Here is a 21124-nt window from a genome sequence, read left to right on the forward strand (position 1 = left end):
CCATGATCGGCACCGTCGCCCTGGCCCCGCTCATGCTCCTGACCGCGTGCTCGGGCTCGACCGAGAACGACGCCCAGGACGTCCGCGACGCCATCCTCGCCGAGGCACCAGGCGTCGAGGACGCCGTGGTGCGCTACCGCACCGACATCTTCACCAACAAGCTCAGCATCCGGCTCTCCATGCCGACGGTGAGCGAAGGGGACGACGCGGCGCTCCTTGCAGCGATCGACGCCGCCCTCGACCAAGCCTGGAACGCCTCCCCCTCGGAACCGTCGAACATCAGCATCGAGATCGCCCCGGCCCCGTTCGCCGAAGGAGAGAGGATCGGCGACCCCGGCACGATCACCTTGAACGGCAGAGGCTTCGACGAGGCCCTCGGACTCGACTACGACGTGCCCTGGGACACGCTGATCGCGCCCTCCGCCCTCCTGACCGAACGCTACGGTCAGCGGGCCGACGCGTGAGCGACCACGAGCGGGCCCACTCGCCCACCCCACCCGGCACTGAGAACGAGACGGACCGACGATGAGCGACACCCCGGCACCCCCGGTCGCGCTCCAGGAGCCCACCCCGCCCGCTCCCCTCCCGCAGCTTCGCCTGCGGCTTCCCGGCAGCTGGTGGCAGGTCCCCCTGCACGACCGTGCCGAGGCACGCGCCTCGGTCCGCCGGCTCGTGGCGGCGCAGGTAGGCCCGGCCGACGACCGCGCGAGCGTCCGGATCGAGCTCGAACGCCGCGTCCTGGCGGCCCTCGACGACGCCATCGGTGGCGAGGGTCAGGCGTTCCACGTGGCCCTGTCGATCGTCCCCGGCGTGCCGCTGCCGGTCACGGCGATGGTCTCGCTCCCCGCGCAGCAGCTCACTCCCGCGATCGGCACCAGCGCCACCGCGACCATGGCGATCCTCGAACGCGGCCTCGCAGACGTCACAGAGGGGGGTGCCGACTCCTTGCACCGCTTCACGGCGGGAGCCTCGGAGGTCGCCCGGCGCACGCGCAGGCACGTCGTGGCCGACCCGGACAGCGACGAGACCCTCCCGACGGTCGCGGTCGAGTACTGGATGACGGTCCCCGGCACCAAGCGGTTCGTCCTGGTGAGCTTCAGCGCACCGGCGGGCGAGCTCGAGGAGCCCCTCACCGGGCTCTTCGACCAGATCGTCCGGGTCAGCTCGTGGGACTGAGGCCCGCACCGAGGACCGGTCGCGCGCTCGTGCCCGCCGGCCCGGTGGCTACGACCGGTGGTTCGCGCCGGACATGGAGCTGTTCGTCCGTCCGATGAGCCGCTGCACGTGGACGTCCGAGCCGCGCACGTCGCGCACGTCCGACCGTGTCTCCCTCCGGTGGTCGTGCCGCTCGCCGGCGTTGCGATAGCGCCGCCACGTCAACCAGTAGAAGGCCGGCCCCGCGAGGAGGAGCAGGCCGACGACGACGAGCTTCACACCACCCTCCTCCGCGGAGGAGGACTCGGCGACGACCGCCAACGTGTCCAGCGCGAGCGCGTGCATCAGAACCCGATCATGACGAAGAGGGCCGCCACGGCCGCCACGGCCTCGACGACGACGGACACCGCGAACAGCCGACGGCGATTGACCGGGACGGAGCCCATGGTCTCCCCGGTGCGCCCGTTGACCGCGACGTAGTGCAGGAGCGAGCTCCCGTTCCTGCGGACCTGGTGGTACGAGTACAACCACACCGGCAGGTACGCCGCGACCCAGCGCTCACCCACGACGTCGAGCCCCTGCTGGTCCCACCGGACCCCACGGTCGTAGGCCTCGATCATGGCCAGCGCTCGGAACCGGGCGATCTCCTTCGCCTGCGTGAGCGCAGGACCTCGCACGTCGTCGACGTCCGTGTCTCGCCGCTCCGCGGTGAATCCCGAGAGGTAGTTGGAGTCGTAGCGCACCGCGTTCTCGACGTCGAACGGCAGGATCGTGTTAATGATGTTGTTGGTCCGCGCCGCGGCCGTGTGGTCGCGGCGGTCCGCGGAGGACTCGATCGTCAGGTCGTCGACGTGGAGGTCGAACTCGCGCACCACGTCGTAGACGTCGGCGTCGTAGCGGCGCTCGTCCCGGTCCTGACCGTCGGAGCCCCTGACCTTCACGGTGTACGAGCGCACGAGGCGCTCGCCCTGCCCGGCCAGGCGCGACCGGGTGTTGAGGTCCGCGACGAGATACGGCATGTACACCCCGACGACGGTCTCCGGGCTGAACTCGGCCCGGAACGTCCGGTGGGCGTAGAACCGCCGCTTGCCCACGAACTCACGGATGCGGGCGACGGCCTGGTCCTTGGGCAGCCGGAACGGGAGGACGACGTCGGGCACGGCGCCGTTGGGGACCTGCTGGTTGACCGACAGCACGTTGCGGCACCAGTGGCATCGCGCCTGGGTGCCGTGGGCCGTGTCGACGACGACGTCCGCGCCGCACGCCGAGCACCGGAACGTGAGGACCTCGTCGGTCGACGGGACGATGTCGGCCGTCCCCGAACCGCCCACGACCCCCCGCAGGGCGCCGATGTCGCCGTCGAGACCGAGGTCGACGAGCTTGTCGGCGTCGGCCCACTCGTAGCGGCAGAACGAGCAACGCAGGTTCCCGGTCGCGACGTTGAGCGAGATCTCCGTCGCCCCGCACCGCGCGCACTTGACCAGGCCGTCCTTCGCACCCTCGTCGGTACGGACGACGACCGGGCCGCCCGCCTCGGGCGTGAAGACCGCCTCGGGCGTGAAGGCCGCCTCGGGCGTGAAGGCCGCCTCGGGCGTGAAGGCCGAGGCAGGGGCCGGCGGCTGCGGGGACGGCTGCGGAGGTGCTGCAGGTTCTGGCTGGTGGACGGTCATCGTCGGTCCCTCAGAACCCGAGGACCTTGGCCTTGGCGGCGTCGTAGTCGGCCTGGGTGATGAGGCCCTGGTCGAGCAGCGACTTGAACTGGGTCAGCTTCGCGACGGGGTCGTCAGCCGCCGGGGCAGCGGCGGGCGCGGGCGACGCGGCAGGTGCGGGCGCCTGCTGGACCGGCACCTGCTGGACGGGCACGACGGGCTGCTGCAGCCCGGCCATCGCCCCGCCGGCGGCGTTCATCCCCATGCCGAGGATCGCCATGTTCGCCCCGCCGCCCGCACCGCCCGGGTTCTCCCCGGCGGCCTGGATGCCGCGTGCCGCGGCCTGCTGGAGGAACGAGTTGCCGCGAGCACCGGCGAGCGCGTCGGCCTTCTTGACGTCGCTGAGCAGCGCACGCGTGTCCTCGTCGTACTCGATCGCGGCGAGCGCGACCTTGACGATCGACAGGCCGCGGTACGAGGTCCACTGGTAGCCCTCCTCGACCGCGCCCGCGAGGGACTGCGCGAAGCCGACCGAGTCGCTCTGGATCCGGGTGATCCGGTTCCCCTTGTCGGGGTCGTTGGTGTAGCTCGAGAAGGCTGCCGCGAGCGAGCCGACGACCTCCGTGAACAGCTGGCTCGCCGCGTCGTTGTCGAGGTCGGAGAAGTCGAAGACCTTCGCGCTCGCACCGAGGTACGTGAGCGGCACGAACTGCTTGACGAAGAGGATGGGGTCGACGATGCGCAGCGAGTACGTGCCGCGGGTGATCGCGCCGACCTGGGCGCCGAGGTAGGCGTCGTCCCAGTAGATCTCCGACTGCGTGCCGAACCGGTTGTTCGGCAGCTCCTTGAGGTTCACGTAGAAGCCGAGCTGCTGCGACCCCGGCTGCCCGCCGAACTTGAACCGCTCCCACGACGTGGTGATCAGGGGGCTCAAGATGCCGTTGCCGGCGAAGATCGACTGGGAGTTCTGGTCGTCGGACGTGTACAGGTACCCGCCCGGTTCGGCCACGAATCCCGTGAGGGCGCCGTCCTGGAAGGTCAGCAGCCCGTAGCCCTCGGGGACCACGAACCGGCTCCCGTTGGTGATGATGTTCGCCGAGCCCTTGGTGTTGGCCCCGCGCCCCGCGTTCTGCCCCTGCGCGACGGCCGGGAAGAGCGCCGCCGTCGGCGCGAGGTTCGTGGGCGGCGTCAGGAAGTCCTTCCACTGGTCCGCGAGCGTGCCTCCGAGGGCACCAGCAAAGGCCTTGATGAATCCCATCGAGCTCTCCGTCCGATCGGGCGGACGGCGCCGCGCGTGACCTGTGTTCGTCGCGTCAGGGCGTGGGGCCCGTCCGCGATCGGCACAGTATCGACTTTCGTTCCGGAACGGAACTATCGGCGAGTTTCCGGCGCATCGGCTCTCACGGACCGGACTGCCGACGGCGACGGCCCTGCCCACCGGCGGTGGCGCGGGCACCCGCCGACGGTGACGCACGCGCCCACCGAGGGTGACCGACCAGACCTCCGAGGGTGACGCACCGAATGACAGGATGATCTCCGTGACCTCCCCCTCTCCCCTCGCGGAACCCCTGAAGACCGTCGGCTGGATCCATGTCGTCGACGGGCGGCTGCTCGTCGTCCGCAGCCGTGACAACGACCTGTTCTTCATGCCGGGCGGCAAGCTCGATGCGGGCGAGAGCGACGAGCAGGCCCTGGTCCGGGAGATCGAGGAGGAGCTCGGGGTGCTTCTCGACCCGGCCACGGTGAGGTCGGGGTTCGTTGCCGAGGCGCCCGGTCATGGCCTGGGCGGTCGGCTCGTGCGCATGCACTGCCTCTACGCCGAGCCGCTGCCGGGGTCCCCCGAGCCGGCCCCTCGTGCCGAGGTCGGCGAGCTCACCTGGGTCGGCGTGCAGGACGCGCACCGGGTGCCTCCCGCGGGTCGGATCGTCCTGGAACGTCTGGCGGCGACCGGAGAGCTCGCGGCCTGATCCCTGCGGGCCGGCCACGTCGACGAGTCACGCGGTGCCGCCACGTGGCCCCTCCGTGCGGAGCCGCCGGCCGACCATGCGGTTGTCGTTCGCCGAGCATGCGGTCAGCGTCCGGATCTGGCCCGATCACGACGCCAATCGCATGCTCGGCGCCGAGGGCCGGACCGGGTCAGCGGCCGGCGCACACCTCGTCGCGGTCTGACACGTCAGCGCCCAGGATCGCTGCCTCGGCGTCGGCCACCACGGCCGAGGCCTCGTCGCGAGCGATGGCCAGCGCCGACGCCCGGGCGGCGACGATCGCGTCGTGCAGCTCGGCGTGCACGCGTCGCCGGACGGAGCGGGTGAGCGCCTCGGTGTCGGCGTCGTCGACCTCGCCGCCCGCGGCCCGTCGTTCGGCCGCTCGTTCGGCGACCTCGGCCGCGATGCGCCGGTCGGCGTCGTCGAGCAGCGCGACGACGGCCGTGTCGGCCGCGCGGCCCAGCCGGGTCTCCTCGAAGTCCTGCGTCGCACGGTCCACGATCGTTCGCGCCTGCCCGACGACGAGCGATCCCAGGGCGGGCGAGTGCGCCTTGAGGGAGGCCAGGTCGTAGAGCAGGACGCCGTCGAGGTCCGCGACCCGCGGGTCCACGTCGCGGTGCAGCGCCAGGTCGAGGACGACCATGGGTCGGTGCGGTGCTTCGTCGCCGGCCGCCTCCGCGGCGCGGGACCGGGCGCGGACGACCGCGGCGGCGTCGAGCACGTGGCCCAGCGCGTCACCGCCACCGACGAACGCGTCACCCTCGGCGGGTAGCGCGTCACCCCCGGCGACGAGCGCGTCACCCCCGGCGAGCAGCGCGTCACCCCCGGCGACCGGAGCGTCACCCTCGGCCCCCAGCACGGTCACCCTCGGCGCACCGGCACCGGCACCGGCACCGGCACCGGTCCCAGTCCCAGTCCCAGTCCCAGTCCCAGCATCCAAAGCACCAGCACCAGTCCCAGCAGCAGCAGCAGCACCCACACCAGCACCAGCACCAGCACCAGCACCCAGCGCCCGCCCCCGCGCCCCGCTGCACGACACGACGAGGTCGGCGTCCTGGAGAGCCTCCACGAGGTCCGTCACGGCTTCGACGCCCCGGTCGGCCGCGAACTGCTCGGCGCGTCCGGACCCCGAGTAGACGCGCACGTCGTCGCAGCCGCGGGCCCGCAGGGCCGCGAGCGAGGCCCCGGCGTACGACCCGGTGCCGATGAGGACGGCGCGGACCTGGCGCCACGGCGGCAGCTCGGCGCTCGCGAGGTCGAGCCCGAGGGAGACGACCGACCGGCCGTTGCCCCCGAGCGTCGTCTCGTTGCTGATCTTCTTGGAGGTCCGCGACGCGGTCTGGAAGAGGAGCTCGAGCGTGGACGACGTGACGCCGCCTTCGCGTGCTTCCTCGAGGGCGCGCTTGACCTGCCCGGCGATCTCCCGTTCGCCCACGACCATCGAGTCGAGGCCGGCGGCGACCTCGAAGAGGTGGGCGGCGACGTCGGGCCCGGTGCGGGTGGAGAACGCGCGGACGGCGACGTCCTCCGTGACGCCCGACGCGCTTGCCACGAGGCGGGCGACCTCCCGTGACGCGTGCTGGACGCCCCAGCCGTCGACGGGCGACTCGACGTCCAGGTACACCTCGAACCGGTTGCACGTCGAGACGACGACGGCACCGGTGATCGCTTCGCAGGTCGCGACGGCCGCACGCCCGACCGACCCGGCCCCGGTGGACAGGAGCTCGAGGGTGGACATGTCCAGCTCGTGGTGACTTGCAGTCATCGACAGGAGAACCACAGTGCTCCGATTCAATCACCGCGTCGGGCACAAGGCAGAATCGGTTCTTGTGACGTTCACCGCGCTTTCCGACAACCACCCTCTCGTCGACGGTCGGACGACGAATTCTCCGCTCGTGCGTGCATTGCGCGGCGAGCGCCCGGAGACCACTCCCGTGTGGTTCATGCGGCAGGCCGGGAGGTCGCTGCCCGAGTACCGCGAGCTGCGTCAGGGCGTCGGCATGCTGGACTCGTGCCTGCGCCCGGACATGGCGAGCGAGATCACGCTCCAGCCGGTGCGCCGGCACGGCGTGGACGCGGGGATCTTCTTCTCGGACATCGTGATCCCGCTCAAGCTCGCGGGGGTCGAGGTGGACATCGTCCCGGGGGTCGGCCCGGTCATGGGCCAGGCGTTCCGGACGCCCGACGACGTCGCGCGCCTCGTCGAGCACGAGCTCACCGCGGAGTCGCTCGCGCCCGTGACGGAAGCGGTCGCGCTCACGGTCGCGGCGCTCGGGTCGACGCCGCTCATCGGGTTCGCGGGGGCGCCGTTCACGCTCGCGGCGTACCTGGTCGAGGGGCGTCCGTCGCGCGACCATCTCGCGGCGCGCACGATGATGCACGCGGACCCTGAGTCGTGGGCGAGGCTCACGGCGTGGACGGCGCGGATCACGGGCGCGTTCCTGCGCGCGCAGGTCCTCGCGGGCGCCAGCGCGGCCCAGCTGTTCGACTCGTGGGCAGGCAGCCTGTCCCTGGAGGACTATCTAGCGGGCGCCAAGCCGGGCAGCACGGTCGCGTTGTCGCAGGTCAGCGACCTGGGTGTGCCGGCGATCCACTTCGGGACGGGCACGGGGCACCTGCTGGGTGCCATGCGCGACACCCTCACGGAGGCGGGCGTGACGCACCCGACCGTGGGTGTCGACTACCGCACGCCGCTCGACGAGGCCGCGGCCGTGCTCGGTGGCTACGTGCCGGTCCAGGGCAACATCGACCCTGCGCTGCTCGCGGCGCCGTGGCCCGTGCTCGAGGCGCACGTGCGCGACGTGCTGCGTCGCGGGGGTGCGGCTCCGGGGCATGTCGTGAACCTGGGCCACGGTGTGCCTCCCGAGACGGACCCGACTGTCCTGACCCGCGTGGTCGAGCTCGTCCATTCCGTCCGGAACGTGTCAGAACCTGTGTGACCTCGGTGCCACGCACGGTCTGACACACCCTCGCGGCGGGGGCACACTTGACGTGTGCACCCCGTTGCTGATGGGTCGTCCGGCCCTGCCTCCTCGTCCGACTCCACGTCCGACGCCTCGTCCCACGGCGCGTTCGGCGCCTCGTCCGACACCTCGTCCCACGGCTCGTTCGACGCCGTCGTCGTCGGCGCCGGCATCGCCGGTCTGACCGCCGCGCGCACGTTGCGCCGTCGCGGTCTGCGGGTCCTCGTCCTGGAGGCGGCCGACCGCCCGGGCGGGCCCGTGCACGGCGACAAGCTGGGCTCGACGGGGCTGTCCGTCGACGTGGGTGCCGAGTCGTTCGCGGCGCGCGGCTCCGCGGTGGGCGACCTGGTGAGCGACCTGGGGCTGATGGTCGTCGAGCCCGCCCCGGTCAGCGCGTGGGGCTATGCCGCGAGCCAGGCGTTCCCCCTGCCCAAGGCCGGGATCATGGGCATCCCGGCCCACCCGTTCGCGGCCGACGTGCGGCGCGCGGTCGGTTGGCCGGGCGCGCTGCGGGCCGGGCTGGACCGGGTCAAGCCGCGTCGCTGGGTCGACGAGGAGAACCTCGAGACGTTCGCGCGCTCGCGCCTGGGGCGTCGTGTCGCGGAGCGCCTGGTGGCGCCGGTCGCCGCGGGGGTGCACTCGGCGCCGCTCGAGCGGCTCGACGTCGACGCGGTCGCCCCGGGCCTGCGCGAGGCCTACGCCCGGGAGGGTTCGTTGACGCGCGCGGTCGCCGCGATGCGCGCGCAGGCACCGGCGGGCTCGGCGGTGCGCGGCATCGAGGGCGGCATGCACCGCCTGGTCGAGGAGCTCACGCTCGCCGTGACGAGCGACGGGCCCGACGGCGCCGCACCGGCCGGCAGCGCCGGTCCGGCCGGGGTGCTGCTCACGCGGCACGAGGTGGTGGACCTGGGCAGGTCTGCGGACGGGGGCTGGACCGTCCAGGTCGAGACCCCGGGTGGACCGGCGACGTTCCTGGCGCCGCGGCTGCTCGTGACCACTCCTGCGGTCGTGGACCTGGTGTCCCCGCTCGCGGGCCGGACGGCCGACCCTGTCCCGGACCCCGAGCCGGGTGCCGACATCCGGCTCGTGACCCTGCTGCTCGAGGCTCCCGCGCTCGACGCGGCCCCGCGCGGGAGCGGCCTGCTCGTCGCCCCGAAGCCGCGCACGTGGTCGACGCGCGACGAGAACCACCGGGCGGGCGCGCACGACCCGGTCCAGGCCAAGGCCCTGACCCACTCGACCGCGAAGTGGCCGTGGCTGGCCGCCCGGGTGACGGACGCCGTCGGGCCGGGGAACCACGTGGTGCGCCTGAGCTACGGGCGCATCGGGGAGACGGTCGAGCCGGCGCTCGACCAGGTGGTCCGTGACGCGTCGGTGCTGCTGGGCGTGGACCTGGAGGGCAGGGTGCGCGAGCACCTGTCGACGCGGTGGAACGGGTCGCTCCCGCCGCCCACGCCGGTGTACCGGCGCGAGGTCGCGGCGTTCGTGGGGCGGGTGTCGCACGTCGACGGCCTGGGTGTCACGGGCGGGTGGATCGCGGGCACGGGGCTCGCGGCGATCGTGGGGCATGCGCAGGAGTCCGCCGAGCAGCTCTGACGCATTTCTCGCGTCGGCGACAATTCCCGACGTGCTGACAATTCGTCTCTTCGTCCTGACTTCATGTCAGGTCGATGTCACTCGGTGGACAATTCCCCGGAATTCCGCACCGGACGGGTGAGCGCGCATTTCGACATCACCGCCGGGCAGAGGACACTGGAAGCGTGAGCATTCGTGTCGGAACCCGTGGCAGCGCCCTCGCGACGACCCAGACGGGTCTCGTCGCGAGGCGCATCGAGACCCTGACCGGACAGCCGGTCGAGATCGTGCGCATCCGCACCGAGGGCGACGTCCGCACCGGCTCGCTCGCCCAGATGGGCGGCACCGGGGTGTTCGTGACCGCTCTCCGTGAAGCCCTGCTCGACGGCCGCTGCGACGTCGCCGTCCACTCGCTCAAGGACCTCCCGACCGGCGCGGCCGAGGGCCTGACCCTCGTGACGCCCGAGCGGGAGAACCCGCGCGACGTCCTGTGCGCACGCAACGGCTGGACCCTGGAGACCCTGCCGCGCGGCGCGAAGGTCGGCACGGGGTCTCCCCGCCGCGCGGCCCAGCTCCTCGCCGTCCGCCCCGACCTCGACGTGCTCGACATCCGCGGGAACGTCGACACGCGCCTCGCCCGGGCGCTCGGCCCCGACGCCGACCTCGACGCGGTCGTCCTCGCCTACGCGGGGCTCTCGCGCCTCGGCCGCCTCGACACGGTCTCCGAGGTCATCGACGTGCGAGTCATGGCTCCCGCCCCCGGTCAGGGGGCGCTGGGCGTCGAGGTCCGTACGGCGGACCTCTCGCCGCTGTCCTCGTTCGACCTCCGGCCCGACGGCGCCACGGACCGCCCGCTCGACCTCGCCGACGTCGTCGCGGGCCTCGACCACCTCCCGACCCGCCTCGCGGTCCTCGCCGAGCGCGCGCTCCTCGCGCGCCTCGAAGCAGGCTGCGCGGCACCCGTCGGAGCGCACGCCGTGGTCGAGGACGACGAGATCCGGCTCTCCGCCCTCGTCGCCCGGCTCGACGGCGGACAGGTCCTCACGCACTCGGCACGGGTCGTGCTGCCGACGCGCGGGGCTGCTGCGGGCAAGACCGGGGCCTCCGGCTCGACCGGCGTCGCCCGCGACCACGCGGTCGACGCGGTCGACGCCCTGGCCCGTGGCCTGGGCGTGCAGGTCGCCGATGCGCTCCTGGCCGGCGGTGCTGCCGAGCTCGCACCGCTGCGCGCGGCAGGACCCGGGACATCCACCGCCTCGTTGTGGGCCCCGGGCACCGCACCGACCGGCCGCACCGAGGACGCGCACGGCTCGTCCGGCCGGGAGGACGCGCACGGCCAGGCCGCCGACCCGGAGAACCCCGACGACCGGTCCACGGTCGGCGGTACCGACGCCCCCGTGGGCCCGGAGCAGCGCTGATGCCGGGACGCCTGCGCGACCCCCAGCGCGGACGCGACCTGCCACCGGCGCGCCCGGCCACGGCCGCCCCGGACAGCACCTCCGAGGCCTCCGCCCGGCCGACCGCGGCGAGCGACGCCGTCGGGCAGGACGGCGCGCGCGTCGCCCACGCCGGGCTCGCCGACGACGCCGGGCCGCTGGCCCGGACCACCGTCCTCCTCCCGCGCTCCCCCGAGCGCGCCGCCCCCCTCGCGGCGCGGCTGCGCGCCCAGGGCGCGACCGTGCTCGTGAGCCCCGCGATCGAACGCGCGCCCATCGAGGACACCGCCGCGATGGACGCCGCCGTGGCGGACCTCGCGAGCTTCGCGTGGGTCGTGGTCACGAGCGTCAACGCGATCGACGAGCTGACGGCGAGCGCCGCACGCCGGGGGCTCTCGCTCGCCGACCTGTCGGGACGGACGGGGAGCGGGGCACACGCTGGTCCTGGCACGAGGTGGGCGGCCGTCGGCCCGGCGACACGTCGCGCGCTGGAGGCCGCGGGCATCCAGGTTGACCTCGAAGCGGGCGTGAACTCGGCGCGCGGGCTGCTCGCGGCGTTCGACGCGCTCGCCGAGGCCCCCGAGCACGCCTCGCCGACCGACGGGTCCACCCGCGCGACGCCGCGTGTCCTCGTCCCGCAGGGAGACCTCGCGAAGCCCACCATGGCCGACGGCCTGCGCGACCGCGGCTGGGCACCGCACGTCGTGACCGCGTACCGGACCGTCTCGTACCCGCTCTCCCCCGAGGTCGTGGACGCGTGGCGCGCGGGCGAGGTCGACGTGGTCGTGCTGACCTCGGGGAGCGTCGCGCGCGAGGTCGCGGCCCAGCTCGGCGCGGACCCGCACGTCGCGGGCGTCGCGATCGGCGAGCCGACGACGGAGGCTGCGCACGCCGTCGGGCTGCGGATCGACGCGGTCGCCGAGAAGGCGACCGACGACGCCCTGGCCGAGGCGGTGCTGCGCGTCGCCGCGACCTCGCCCGCACCACCCGGCCCGGGCCGTGCTCGTACTGACCGCGAATCCCCGACAGAAGGCAGGAACCTCCCGTGATCCGTCCCCGCCGCCTGCGATCGACCCCGCAGATGCGCCGGCTCGTCGCCGAGACCCGGCTGCACGCCGCCGACCTCGTGCTCCCCCTGTTCGTCAAGGAGGGCCTGACCGAGCCCAGGCCGCTCGGTTCCATGCCGGGCATCGTGCAGCACACCGAGGAGAGCCTCGCGGCCGCCGTCGCGCAGGCGACCGCAGCCGGGATCGGGGGCGTCATGCTGTTCGGCATCCCCGCGCACCGCGACGCGACCGGCTCGCAGGCCGACGCCCCCGACGGCATCCTCAACCGCGCGATCCGCATCGCACGGGACGCATCCCGCGACGCCGCTGCCGGCACGGGCCGCCCCGCCCTCGTCGTCATGGCCGACCTGTGCCTCGACGAGTTCACCGACCACGGCCACTGCGGGGTCCTGACCGCCGGCCCGGACGGCGACCTGGTCGTCGACAACGACGAGACCCTCGTCCGCTACGCCTCGATGGCCCTGACCCAGGCCGAGGCGGGCGCGGAGGTCGTGGCGCCGTCGGGCATGATGGACGGCCAGGTCGCCGTGATCCGCGAGGCCCTCGACGACGCCGGGCACACGGGAGTGAGCATCCTGGCGTACAGCGCCAAGTACGCGAGCGCGTTCTACGGTCCGTTCCGCGAGGCCGTCGACTCGACCCTCCAGGGCGACCGTCGCACCTACCAGATGGACTCCGCGAACTTCCGCGAGGGCCTGCGCGAGGCGGACCTCGACCTGGCCGAGGGCGCCGACATGGTCATGGTCAAGCCCGCAGGCTCGTACCTCGACGTGCTCGCGGCCGTGGCCGAGCGCAGCGACGTGCCCGTGGCGGCCTACCAGGTCTCGGGCGAGTACGCGATGATCGAGGCGGCCGCCGCGAACGGCTGGATCGACCGGCGCGGCGCCGTCCTGGAGTCCGTGCTCGGCATCAAGCGCGCGGGCGCCGACATCGTCCTGACCTACTGGGCCCTCGAGATCGCAGAATGGATTCGGTGACACCGATGACCATCCACCCGACCGGTTCGCCGCTGCGCGCGACCACCCTCCACGACAACCACGAGGCGTTCGTGCGCGCCCAGGGCGCGATCCCGGGCGGCGTGAACTCGCCCGTGCGGGCCTACGGCTCGGTCGGCGGCGACCCGCGGTTCATCGCGAGCGCGCGCGGCGCGTACGTCACCGACGTGACGGGCCGCGAGTACGTCGACCTCGTGTGCTCGTGGGGCCCCGCGCTGCTCGGCCACGCGCACCCCGCGGTCGTCGCGGCCGTGCAGGACGCCGCGGCGCGCGGCCTGTCGTTCGGCGCCCCGACGCTGGGCGAGGTCGACCTCGCGGAGGAGGTCCGCCGTCGGGTCCCTGCCGCCGAGCGCGTGCGCCTCGTCTCGACGGGCACCGAGGCGACCATGACCGCGGTGCGCCTCGCGCGCGGCGTCACGGGCCGCAACCTGCTCGTGAAGTTCGCGGGCTGCTACCACGGGCACGTCGACGCGCTGCTCGCCGAGGCGGGCTCGGGTGTCGCGACGCTCGCGCTGCCCGGGTCGGCCGGCGTGACCGAGGCCAGCGCGGCCGAGACCCTGGTCCTGCCGTACAACGACCTCGAGGCCGTCGAGCGCGCGTTCACCGAGCGCGGCTCGGAGATCGCCGCGGTCATCACCGAGGCGGCCCCGGCGAACATGGGGATCGTGCCGCCCAGGCCGGGCTTCAACGAGGGCCTGCGCCGCATCACGGCCCAGCACGGTGCGCTGCTGATCCTCGACGAGGTCCTCACGGGCTTCCGCGTGGGGCCGAGCGGCTGGTGGGGCCTGGAGTCGGGTGCTGCCTCGGGCGCCGTCCCCGGGTACACGCCCGACCTGTTCACGTTCGGCAAGGTCGTCGGCGGCGGCATGCCCGTCGCCGCGCTGGGTGGTCCGGCCGCGATCATGGACCAGCTCGCGCCCCTCGGCCCGGTCTACCAGGCGGGCACGCTGTCAGGGAACCCGGTCGCGGTCGCGGCGGGCCTCGCGACGCTGCGTCTGGCCGACGACGCCGTGTACGCCCGCGTCGACCACGTCGCCCAGGTCGTGGGCGACGCCGCGAGCGCGGCGCTGGCCGCCGAAGGTGTCCCGCACGCCCTGCAGCGCTCGGGGAACCTGTTCTCGATCATGTTCGGCGACTTCGCCGCCGCGGCCGGGGTGCGCAGCTACGCCCAGGCCCAGGCGCAGGACGTGTTTCGGTACAAGGCGTTCTTCCACGCGATGCTCGACGCGGGGGTCAACCTGCCGCCGTCGGTCTTCGAGGCGTGGTTCGTGTCGTCCGCGCACGACGACGTCGCGGTCGAGCGCATCCTCGCGGCCCTGCCCGCGGGGGCCAGGGCCGCCGCGCGCGCCCAGCGCTAGGCCTCTGCTCGCCGCGCCACCGGAAGGGGGCACGGTGCCCGGCGGGGCGAGCTGCGCCGTCGGGCATCCCGTGCCCGACGGCGCCGCTCGCCTCACGCCCGACCGTGCCGTCGTGAACGGCTCGGCAGGCGGCTCCGGCGCGGTCAGTAGCTGATCTGCCCGACCTTCTTGCCCAGGCTGCGGATCTGGAAGCCGAACGCGATGAGCGCGACGCCCCAGACGAGGGCGACGACCGCGAGGATCCACACGATCGACACGACGCCCGCGCCCACGTTGAACAGGACCAGGACACCGAAGACGAGCGCGAGCAGACCCGCGAAGACGCCCCAGCCCCAGCCGCTGCCGGGGACCTTGCGGAGCTCGACGCTGGCGATGGTCTGGAAGAGACCGAGGATCACGGCCCACAGACCGATGATCCACACGAGGACCTCGGCGGTCTTGCCGGGCCACACGAGCAGCACGATGCCGACGGCGACGCTCACGAGCCCGATCGTGACCAGGGCCGCCGTGCCGCCCGTCCCTCGGCGGCGGATGCCCTCGACGATCTCGAACAGGCCGTCGACGAGCGTGAAGATCGCGACGATCCAGATGAAGACGACGGCCGTGATCTCTGGCCACACGAGCGCGACGATGCCGAAGAGGATCGCGACGACGCCGCGGACCACCGGCCAGTACCAGACCTGCTTGGCGGTGGTGGAGAAGGCTGTGAGGATGGGGTCCTGCGTGGTCATGGTGGGCTCCTGACGTCGTGTCGTGTCCCGCCAGGAACGCTGGAGCACCGTCCGTGCGGGCTGTTCGACTCTCATCGAACACCCGAAACGGCCGCATGTCGTGGCGAACCGCGCATTCGTCGCGGAGGGACCTTCGCCCCCTTGACAAAGAGATACCCCGCGGGGGTACCTTTGAGGGTTGGTACCCAGTAGGGGTATCCGAGCGAGCGATCACGGAGGCCCAGCATGAGCGACACGACCACCCAGCACCCGGTCGAGCCGGGTGCCGCCCCTGCCCACACCGGCCCCCACGGGTACGCCTCCGACAAGGAGGCCTACCTCAAGCGCATGCGCCGCATCGAGGGCCAGGTCCGCGGCATCGCCCGCATGATCGACGAGGACGTCTACTGCATCGACATCCTCACCCAGGTCTCCGCGGTGACCAAGGCCCTCCAGGCGGTGTCCATCGGACTCGTCGAGGACCACCTCGGCCACTGCGTCGTCGACGCCGCCCGGTCCTCCGAGGCCGAGGGCGCCGCCAAGGTCCGCGAGGCGTCCGACGCCATCGCCCGTCTCGTCCGCAGCTGACACCCCACCCCCCTCAAGGAGCACCATGAGCACCGTCACCACCCTCGGCGTCACCGGCATGACCTGTGGCAACTGCGTCTCGCACGTCACCAAGGACGTGGGCGCCGTCCCCGGAGTGGAGAACATCAGCGTCGACCTGAACGTCGGCGGCGCCTCCGAGGTCACCGTCTTCTCGGACGACCCCCTCGACGAGGCGGCGCTGCGCGAGGCCGTCGACGAGGCCGGCTACGAGGTCGTGAGCTACGAGGTCCAGCTCGACGCCCAGGCCGCCCAGTCGGCCGAGCAGGCCGCCGACCGCAAGGCGCACAACTGCGGCTGCGGCTGCGGCACGGACTCGGCAGCGGACGCCGCGCCCGCCCAGAAGACGTACGACCTCCAGGTCCCGCAGGCCTGACCCACCCCGCACCACCCCGGGGGTCGTCGGAACCAGCGAGGCCTGTGCGTCACGCTCGTTCCGACACCCCCTGCCCGACGACGGAGCGCCAGCCGGACACCCCGCCCGCGCTCCGCCGTCGCGCCCCCGAGGAGCACACATGACCACCCCCACCGACCTGACCGCCGACACACCCCTCGTCGAGGTCGACCTCGCGATCGAGGGCATGACCTGCGCCTCGTGCGTCGCGCGCGTCGAGAAGCGGCTCAACCGCGTCGACGGCGTCGAGGCGACCGTCAACCTGCCGCTCGAGAGCGCGCACGTCGTCCTGCCCGACGGGGTCACGGACGCCGAGCTCGTCGCCGCCGTCGAGAAGGCCGGGTACCAGGCGCGGGTCACGGGACGCCGCCGCGCAGTGGCGTCCACGGCTGCTGCGTCGACGGACGCCGCGTCGACGGACGCCGCGTCGGCGCCGTCGGCCGCCGCCGTGTCAGAACCGGCGAGCCCCCGGGCTCACGCCGGTCCTGACGAGCCGGCGGCTCCTGCCGACCCCGCGGTGGCGGGCGACCCGGCGACAGCCGGGGAAGCGGCCGAGGCCGAGGCCGCGGAGCCCGCATCCACCGACACCTCCGCGCCCACGCGCGACCGCGGCGCCGACCTCGGGCGCCGCCTCAAGGTCGCCGCCGTCCTCACGCTGCCGGTCGTGCTGCTGTCGATGGTCCCGGCCCTGCAGTTCCCGGGCTGGCAGTGGGTCGTCACGGCGCTCGCGCTGCCGGTCGTGACGTGGGGCGCCTGGCCGTTCCACACCGCCGCGTTCCGCGCGGCCCGCCACGGCGCGTCGACCATGGACACCCTCGTGTCGATCGGCGTGATCGCCGCGACCCTGTGGTCGCTGTGGGCGCTGCTGCTGGGCGGTGCGGGCGAGATCGGGATGCGCATGTCGGTGTCGCTGCTGCCCTCGCGCGCGCACGGCTCGATGCCCGAGCTCTACTTCGAGGTCGCGGCCGTCGTCACGACGTTCCTCCTCGCGGGCCGCTGGTCCGAGCACCGCTCGCGCCGCAAGGCGGGCGACGCGCTGCGCTCGCTCCTCGCGATGGGCGCCAAGGACGCCGAGCGCGTCACGACCGGCCCCGACGGTCAGCGCGTGACCGAGCGCGTCCCCGCCTCGGCCCTGCGCGAGGGCGACCTGTTCACGGTCCGCCCGGGCGAGAAGGTCGCGACGGACGGCGTCGTGGTCGAGGGCAGCTCCGCCGTCGACACCTCGCTCCTGACGGGCGAGCCCGTCCCGGTCGACGTGACGCCGGGCGACGACGTCACCGGCGCGACCGTCAACACCTCGGGCCACCTGCTCGTGCGTGCGACGCGCGTGGGCGAGGAGACGACGCTCGCGCAGGTCGGGCGCCTCGTGAGCCAGGCGCAGACGGGCAAGGCTCCCGTGCAGCGCCTCGCGGACCGGATCTCGGCGGTGTTCGTGCCGATCGTGCTGGTCCTGGCCGTGCTCACGCTGGGCGGCTGGCTGCTCGCTGGTGCGAGCACGCAGTTCGCGTTCACGGCGGCCGTGGCCGTGCTGATCATCGCGTGCCCGTGCGCGCTGGGGCTCGCGACGCCGACCGCCCTGCTCGTCGGCACGGGACGCGGCGCCCAGCTCGGCATCCTCATCAAGGGCCCCGAGGTCCTGGAGTCCACGCGCCGGGTCGACACGATCGTCCTCGACAAGACCGGCACCGTCACGCAGGGCCGCATGGCCCTGGAGCGCGTGGTCACGCGCGAGGCCGCGCTGGACCTGACGTCACCGACGCACGGGCCCGACGGCGCCGCGCACCACGCCCTGCGTCTCGCCGGTGCGGTGGAGGGACTGAGCGAGCACCCCATCGCGCAGGCGATCGCGGCGGCCGCGACGCAGCTCTCCGGGGCGGACGCGCCAGAACCAGCGAGCACCGCGGGTCACGCTCGTCCTGACGACCCGGTTGCGGGAGGCGTCGAGACCGGCGCCGACGGCGTCGTCATCGGCTCCGCGCAGGTCTTCGACTTCGTGAGCTCTCCCGGCGGCGGGGTCAGCGGCCTGGTCCGCACCGCGCACTCGGGGCTCTCCCCCGACGGTGCCCTCAACGCGCAGCGGGTCCTGGTCGGGCGACCGACGTGGCTCGCCGAGCAGGGTGTCTCGTTCGACGTGTCGGGCGACTCCACGAGCGGGACCGACCTGCGCCGCGCGTTCGACGAGGCCGAGGCCACGGGCGCGACCGCCGTCGTCGTCGCCTGGAACGGCACGGCCCAGGGCGTCCTCGTCCTGCGCGACCCCGTCAAGGAGACCTCGGCCCAGGCCGTGACCGAGCTTCGCGCGCTCGGGCTGCGCCCCCTGCTCCTCACGGGCGACAACGCGGGCGCCGCTCGCGTCGCGGCCCGGCAGGTCGGCATCGCGGACGAGGACGTGATCGCGCAGGTCCTGCCGCAGGACAAGGTCGACGTCGTCGCTCGCCTGCGCGCCGAGGGTCGCGTCGTGGCGATGGTCGGGGACGGCGTGAACGACGCCGCCGCCCTCGCCGGGGCCGACCTCGGACTGGCCATGGGCACGGGCACGGACGTCGCGATCGAGGCGAGCGACATCACCCTGGTCCGCGGCGACCTGCGCTCGACCGCGACGGCGATCCGGCTCTCGCGCCAGACGCTGCGCGTCATCAAGCAGAACCTGTTCTGGGCGTTCGCCTACAACGTGGCCGCGATCCCGCTCGCCGCCGCCGGGCTGCTCAACCCGATGATCGCGGGGGCGGCGATGGCCATGAGCTCGGTCCTGGTCGTCGGCAACTCGCTGCGCCTGCGCCGGGCGGGCTGAACCCGAGGTTCCGCGCTGTCGAGAACGAGGTTGAGGTCGTCATCGTCACGATGACGACCTCAACCTCGTTCTCGGCACCGGAGAGGGAAGGCGGAGGGTCCGGGCGTCAGGACCGCGACGCCCAACCGACCAGGATCGTCACGACCGCCCCCACCATGAAGACCGCCGTGCAGGACCCGCCGACGATCCGGGCGACGCGCATCGCCGGAGGTGTCGGCCCCTCCCCCGGGTCCAGGAGTCCCAGACGGGCAGGACCGGCGAAGGACGGACGGACGGGGACGTGGAACTGGCGGACGTCGTGGTCGGTCAGGGCCGGAGGGGGCTCGTGCGCCAGGGCCGCAGCCGTCCGCCGTTCCCTCAGCCGACCGACCTGCAGGGTGTAGAAGGCCAGGACCCCGTACTGGCTCAGGTAGAACAGGCCGAGGGCCAGGACCGTCACACCGAGGCAGACCGTCACCACCGACTGCGCGGACCAGAGCACGGCAGCGCCCACGACCGTGACGACCGACCCGAGCAGCAGCCACAGCGGCAGCGTCGCCCAGCTGCGCGAGTGATCCGTCGTGTACCGCGAGGCCGGGCTCGTCGGCCGGCTCGTGTCAGCGAGCTGGTCGGCCAGGCTCGGCTTCTCGTCCTCCCACCACGCCACGGGAACCACCTCTCGTCGTGGCAGTCCGTCGACCACCGCCTGGGAACCCTAGTAGTCGTGCCCCCGAAGGCTCAACGGGGAGAACTGCCCACCGGTTGACACCGGAGATCCCTCGCCCGGTCTGCGGTCGCTCACGCTGGCGAGCACGAGGTTCCGCGCAGTCGAGCACGAGGTTGCGGTCGCAATCCACCGGATAACGACCGCAACCTCGTGCTCGGCACCGAGAGCCCCGGGGGCGTCACCGCACGAGCGGTCACGCTGCGGGTGGTCACTCTGCGGGTGGCCGCCCTGGACGACGTGGCGGGCGAACGTCGCGTGGCAGCCGGCCTTCGGCGTCGAGGGCCCGGCGCAGCACCATGTCGATCTGCGCGTTGACGCTCCGCAGCTCGTCCGACGCCCAGCGCGCGAGCGCGTCGTGCACCGCAGGGTCGAGCCGTAGCAGGACCTGCTTCCGCTCGGTCCGGGGACGGCGCGGGGCACCCTCGCGCCCGGCGTCCGCGCCGCCGTCGGGCCCACCCACACCCGGCGCACCCTCGCGCCCGACCGCCGCTCCGCCGTCGGGCCCACCCACACCCGGCGCACCCTCGCGCCCGACCGCCGCTCCGCCGTCGGGCCCCTGAGCGCCCTCACCCGGCGACCCGCCGGGGGCGGGCGCCGGGACCTCGGGGGTCACGAGTAGAGCGACCCGGCGTTGACGACGGGGGTCGCGCGGCTGTCGCTGCACAGCACGACGAGGAGGTTCGACACCATGGCGGCGCGGCGCTCGTCGTCGAGCGTGACGATCGACTCGGCCTCGAGGCGCTGGAGGGCGTCCTCGACCATCGACACGGCGCCCTCGACGATCCTCGACCGGGCCGCGATGATCGCCCCGGCCTGCTGGCGCTGGAGCATGGCCTGCGCGATCTCGGGCGCGTACGCGAGGTTGGAGATGCGGGCCTCGATGACCTCGACGCCCGCCACGACGACGCGTGCGGCGACCTCCGTGGCGATCTCCGCCGACACGACCTCCGTCGCGCCGCGCAGCGACTGCTCGCCGGCCTCGGCGTCGTCGTACGGGTGGGACATGGCCACGTGGCGCAGCGCCGACTCGGCCTGGACGCGGACGAAGTCGGTGTAGTCCTCGACGGCGAAGCTCGCCTTCGCGGTGTCGGCCACCTGCCACACGACGATCGCGGCGATGTTGATCGGGTTGCCGTCGGCGTCGTTGACCTTGAGCTCGCTCGTCTCGAAGTTGCGGACGCGGACGGACACGCGCTTGCGCGTCGAGAGCGGCACGGTGGCGACGAGCCCGGTGCGGCGGATCGTCCCGAGGTACCGGCCGAAGAACTGGACGACGAGCGTCTGCCCCGGGTTGATGACCTTGACGGCGGTGAGCGCGAGGATGCCGAGCACGATCGCGACCACGCCGAGCAGGGTGCCGACCGGGGTGCTGGTCATGAACAGGGGGACCGACCCGCCGAGGAGGACGAGGACGAGGAGGATCGCGAGACCACCTCCACCGGCGCCGAGCGACCACGCGGGCTGCTCGGTCACGTCGACGCGCGTCCCGTCGTGCCCGACGGGCCGGCCGATCGGCTCGCCGCCCACGGACTCCTGCGGGGGGACGGTGGTGTCGCTCATGAGGTGTTCCTCTCGTCGCTCACGGGTGCCGGACGCCCCGCATTTAGCAAAGTGATATCACATTAGCGACGGCGGACGGAAGCCGGGGCCGCAGCGCCGACGGTGCCGAACATGCGGTTGCCGCTGCCCGAGCATGCGGTTGGCGTCGCGAATCCGCCGGATCCGGACGACAAC

20 protein-coding genes are annotated in these 21124 nt (G+C 73.4%); 12 read left to right on the top strand and 8 right to left on the bottom strand.

What is annotated here, in order from left to right:
* Nucleotides 1–2: 2 nt before the first annotated feature.
* Nucleotides 3–464 (top strand): hypothetical protein, encoded by a 462-nt coding sequence (locus tag ACFVQ3_RS13345; RefSeq protein ID WP_387639761.1) that lies wholly within the window; start codon nt 3–5, stop codon nt 462–464.
* 61 nt (nt 465–525) lie between these two features.
* Entirely contained in the window at nt 526–1176 is a 651-nt protein-coding gene (locus ACFVQ3_RS13350; protein ID WP_387639763.1) for a hypothetical protein, read from the top strand.
* Nucleotides 1177–1224: 48 nt separating this feature from the next.
* Here the strand turns inward: ACFVQ3_RS13350 and ACFVQ3_RS13355 are convergent, their stop codons facing one another.
* The 3 genes from ACFVQ3_RS13355 to ACFVQ3_RS13365 are packed head-to-tail and all read right to left on the bottom strand — an operon-like array spanning nt 1225 to nt 4062.
* Nucleotides 1225–1500, bottom strand: coding sequence for a hypothetical protein (locus ACFVQ3_RS13355; protein WP_387639766.1), 276 nt, complete (start codon nt 1498–1500; stop codon nt 1225–1227).
* On the bottom strand, nt 1500–2825 hold the full coding sequence (locus ACFVQ3_RS13360) for a TFIIB-type zinc ribbon-containing protein (protein ID WP_387639768.1): 1326 nt from the start codon (nt 2823–2825) through the stop codon (nt 1500–1502). The genes ACFVQ3_RS13355 and ACFVQ3_RS13360 overlap by 1 nt, the downstream gene beginning before the upstream one ends.
* 10 nt (nt 2826–2835) lie before the next feature.
* Nucleotides 2836–4062 (bottom strand): SHOCT domain-containing protein, encoded by a 1227-nt coding sequence (locus tag ACFVQ3_RS13365; RefSeq protein ID WP_387639770.1) that lies wholly within the window; start codon nt 4060–4062, stop codon nt 2836–2838.
* A gap of 280 nt (nt 4063–4342) precedes the next feature.
* Between ACFVQ3_RS13365 and ACFVQ3_RS13370 the strand changes: the two genes are divergently transcribed.
* Nucleotides 4343–4771 carry an NUDIX domain-containing protein gene (locus ACFVQ3_RS13370; RefSeq protein WP_387639772.1) on the top strand — a complete coding sequence of 143 codons (429 nt, stop codon included), beginning with the start codon at nt 4343–4345 and terminating at the stop codon, nt 4769–4771.
* A 169-nt stretch (nt 4772–4940) separates the two neighbouring features.
* Here the strand turns inward: ACFVQ3_RS13370 and ACFVQ3_RS13375 are convergent, their stop codons facing one another.
* Entirely contained in the window at nt 4941–6569 is a 1629-nt protein-coding gene (locus tag ACFVQ3_RS13375) for a glutamyl-tRNA reductase (protein ID WP_387639775.1), read from the bottom strand.
* Nucleotides 6570–6618: 49 nt separating this feature from the next.
* On the opposite strand from ACFVQ3_RS13375, the gene hemE reads away from it, so the two are divergent.
* From hemE to hemL, 6 genes are all read left to right on the top strand, one after another.
* A complete protein-coding gene (gene hemE / locus ACFVQ3_RS13380) occupies nt 6619–7728 on the top strand; it encodes a uroporphyrinogen decarboxylase (protein WP_387639777.1) in 1110 nt (369 codons plus the stop codon).
* 54 nt (nt 7729–7782) lie between these two features.
* On the top strand, nt 7783–9348 hold the full coding sequence (locus tag ACFVQ3_RS13385) for a protoporphyrinogen/coproporphyrinogen oxidase (protein ID WP_387639780.1): 1566 nt from the start codon (nt 7783–7785) through the stop codon (nt 9346–9348).
* 164 nt (nt 9349–9512) lie between these two features.
* Nucleotides 9513–10745, top strand: coding sequence for a hydroxymethylbilane synthase (gene hemC, locus ACFVQ3_RS13390; protein WP_387639782.1), 1233 nt, complete (start codon nt 9513–9515; stop codon nt 10743–10745).
* Nucleotides 10745–11812, top strand: a complete 1068-nt coding sequence (locus ACFVQ3_RS13395; RefSeq protein WP_387639785.1) for a uroporphyrinogen-III synthase — start codon at nt 10745–10747, stop codon at nt 11810–11812. Before hemC ends, ACFVQ3_RS13395 begins: the two co-directional genes overlap by 1 nt.
* Before the next feature lie 32 nt (nt 11813–11844).
* The gene (gene hemB / locus ACFVQ3_RS13400; RefSeq protein ID WP_387639808.1) at nt 11845–12807 is read left to right on the top strand and encodes a porphobilinogen synthase; all 963 of its coding nucleotides are present in this window, start codon (nt 11845–11847) and stop codon (nt 12805–12807) included.
* A gap of 5 nt (nt 12808–12812) precedes the next feature.
* Entirely contained in the window at nt 12813–14183 is a 1371-nt protein-coding gene (gene hemL, locus ACFVQ3_RS13405; RefSeq protein WP_387639811.1) for a glutamate-1-semialdehyde 2,1-aminomutase, read from the top strand.
* A gap of 143 nt (nt 14184–14326) precedes the next feature.
* Here hemL and ACFVQ3_RS13410 read toward each other — a convergent pair whose 3' ends face one another.
* Nucleotides 14327–14914: an HdeD family acid-resistance protein gene (locus tag ACFVQ3_RS13410; RefSeq protein ID WP_387639788.1), complete on the bottom strand. Its 588-nt coding sequence runs from the start codon at nt 14912–14914 to the stop codon at nt 14327–14329.
* A gap of 225 nt (nt 14915–15139) precedes the next feature.
* On the opposite strand from ACFVQ3_RS13410, the gene ACFVQ3_RS13415 reads away from it, so the two are divergent.
* The 3 genes from ACFVQ3_RS13415 to ACFVQ3_RS13425 all read left to right on the top strand — a co-directional run bounded on the left by ACFVQ3_RS13415 (nt 15140) and on the right by ACFVQ3_RS13425 (nt 18684).
* Nucleotides 15140–15481 (top strand): metal-sensitive transcriptional regulator, encoded by a 342-nt coding sequence (locus tag ACFVQ3_RS13415; RefSeq protein ID WP_387639790.1) that lies wholly within the window; start codon nt 15140–15142, stop codon nt 15479–15481.
* Nucleotides 15482–15506: 25 nt separating this feature from the next.
* Nucleotides 15507–15875: a heavy-metal-associated domain-containing protein gene (locus tag ACFVQ3_RS13420; protein ID WP_191797546.1), complete on the top strand. Its 369-nt coding sequence runs from the start codon at nt 15507–15509 to the stop codon at nt 15873–15875.
* Nucleotides 15876–16014: 139 nt separating this feature from the next.
* The gene (locus ACFVQ3_RS13425; protein WP_387639793.1) at nt 16015–18684 is read left to right on the top strand and encodes a heavy metal translocating P-type ATPase; all 2670 of its coding nucleotides are present in this window, start codon (nt 16015–16017) and stop codon (nt 18682–18684) included.
* Nucleotides 18685–18790: 106 nt separating this feature from the next.
* On the opposite strand, the gene ACFVQ3_RS13430 is transcribed toward ACFVQ3_RS13425, so the two are convergent.
* From ACFVQ3_RS13430 to ACFVQ3_RS13440, 3 genes are all read right to left on the bottom strand, one after another.
* The gene (locus ACFVQ3_RS13430) at nt 18791–19330 is read right to left on the bottom strand and encodes a hypothetical protein (protein ID WP_387639796.1); all 540 of its coding nucleotides are present in this window, start codon (nt 19328–19330) and stop codon (nt 18791–18793) included.
* Between the two features lie 268 nt (nt 19331–19598).
* Nucleotides 19599–20003, bottom strand: coding sequence for a hypothetical protein (locus ACFVQ3_RS13435; RefSeq protein WP_387639798.1), 405 nt, complete (start codon nt 20001–20003; stop codon nt 19599–19601).
* Entirely contained in the window at nt 20000–20950 is a 951-nt protein-coding gene (locus ACFVQ3_RS13440) for an SPFH domain-containing protein (RefSeq protein ID WP_387639800.1), read from the bottom strand. Before ACFVQ3_RS13440 ends, ACFVQ3_RS13435 begins: the two co-directional genes overlap by 4 nt.
* Nucleotides 20951–21124 lie beyond the last annotated feature (174 nt).

The organism is Oerskovia sp. NPDC057915 (assembly GCF_042887685.1).
In the GTDB taxonomy this organism is placed as follows: Bacteria; Actinomycetota; Actinomycetes; order Actinomycetales; family Cellulomonadaceae; genus Oerskovia.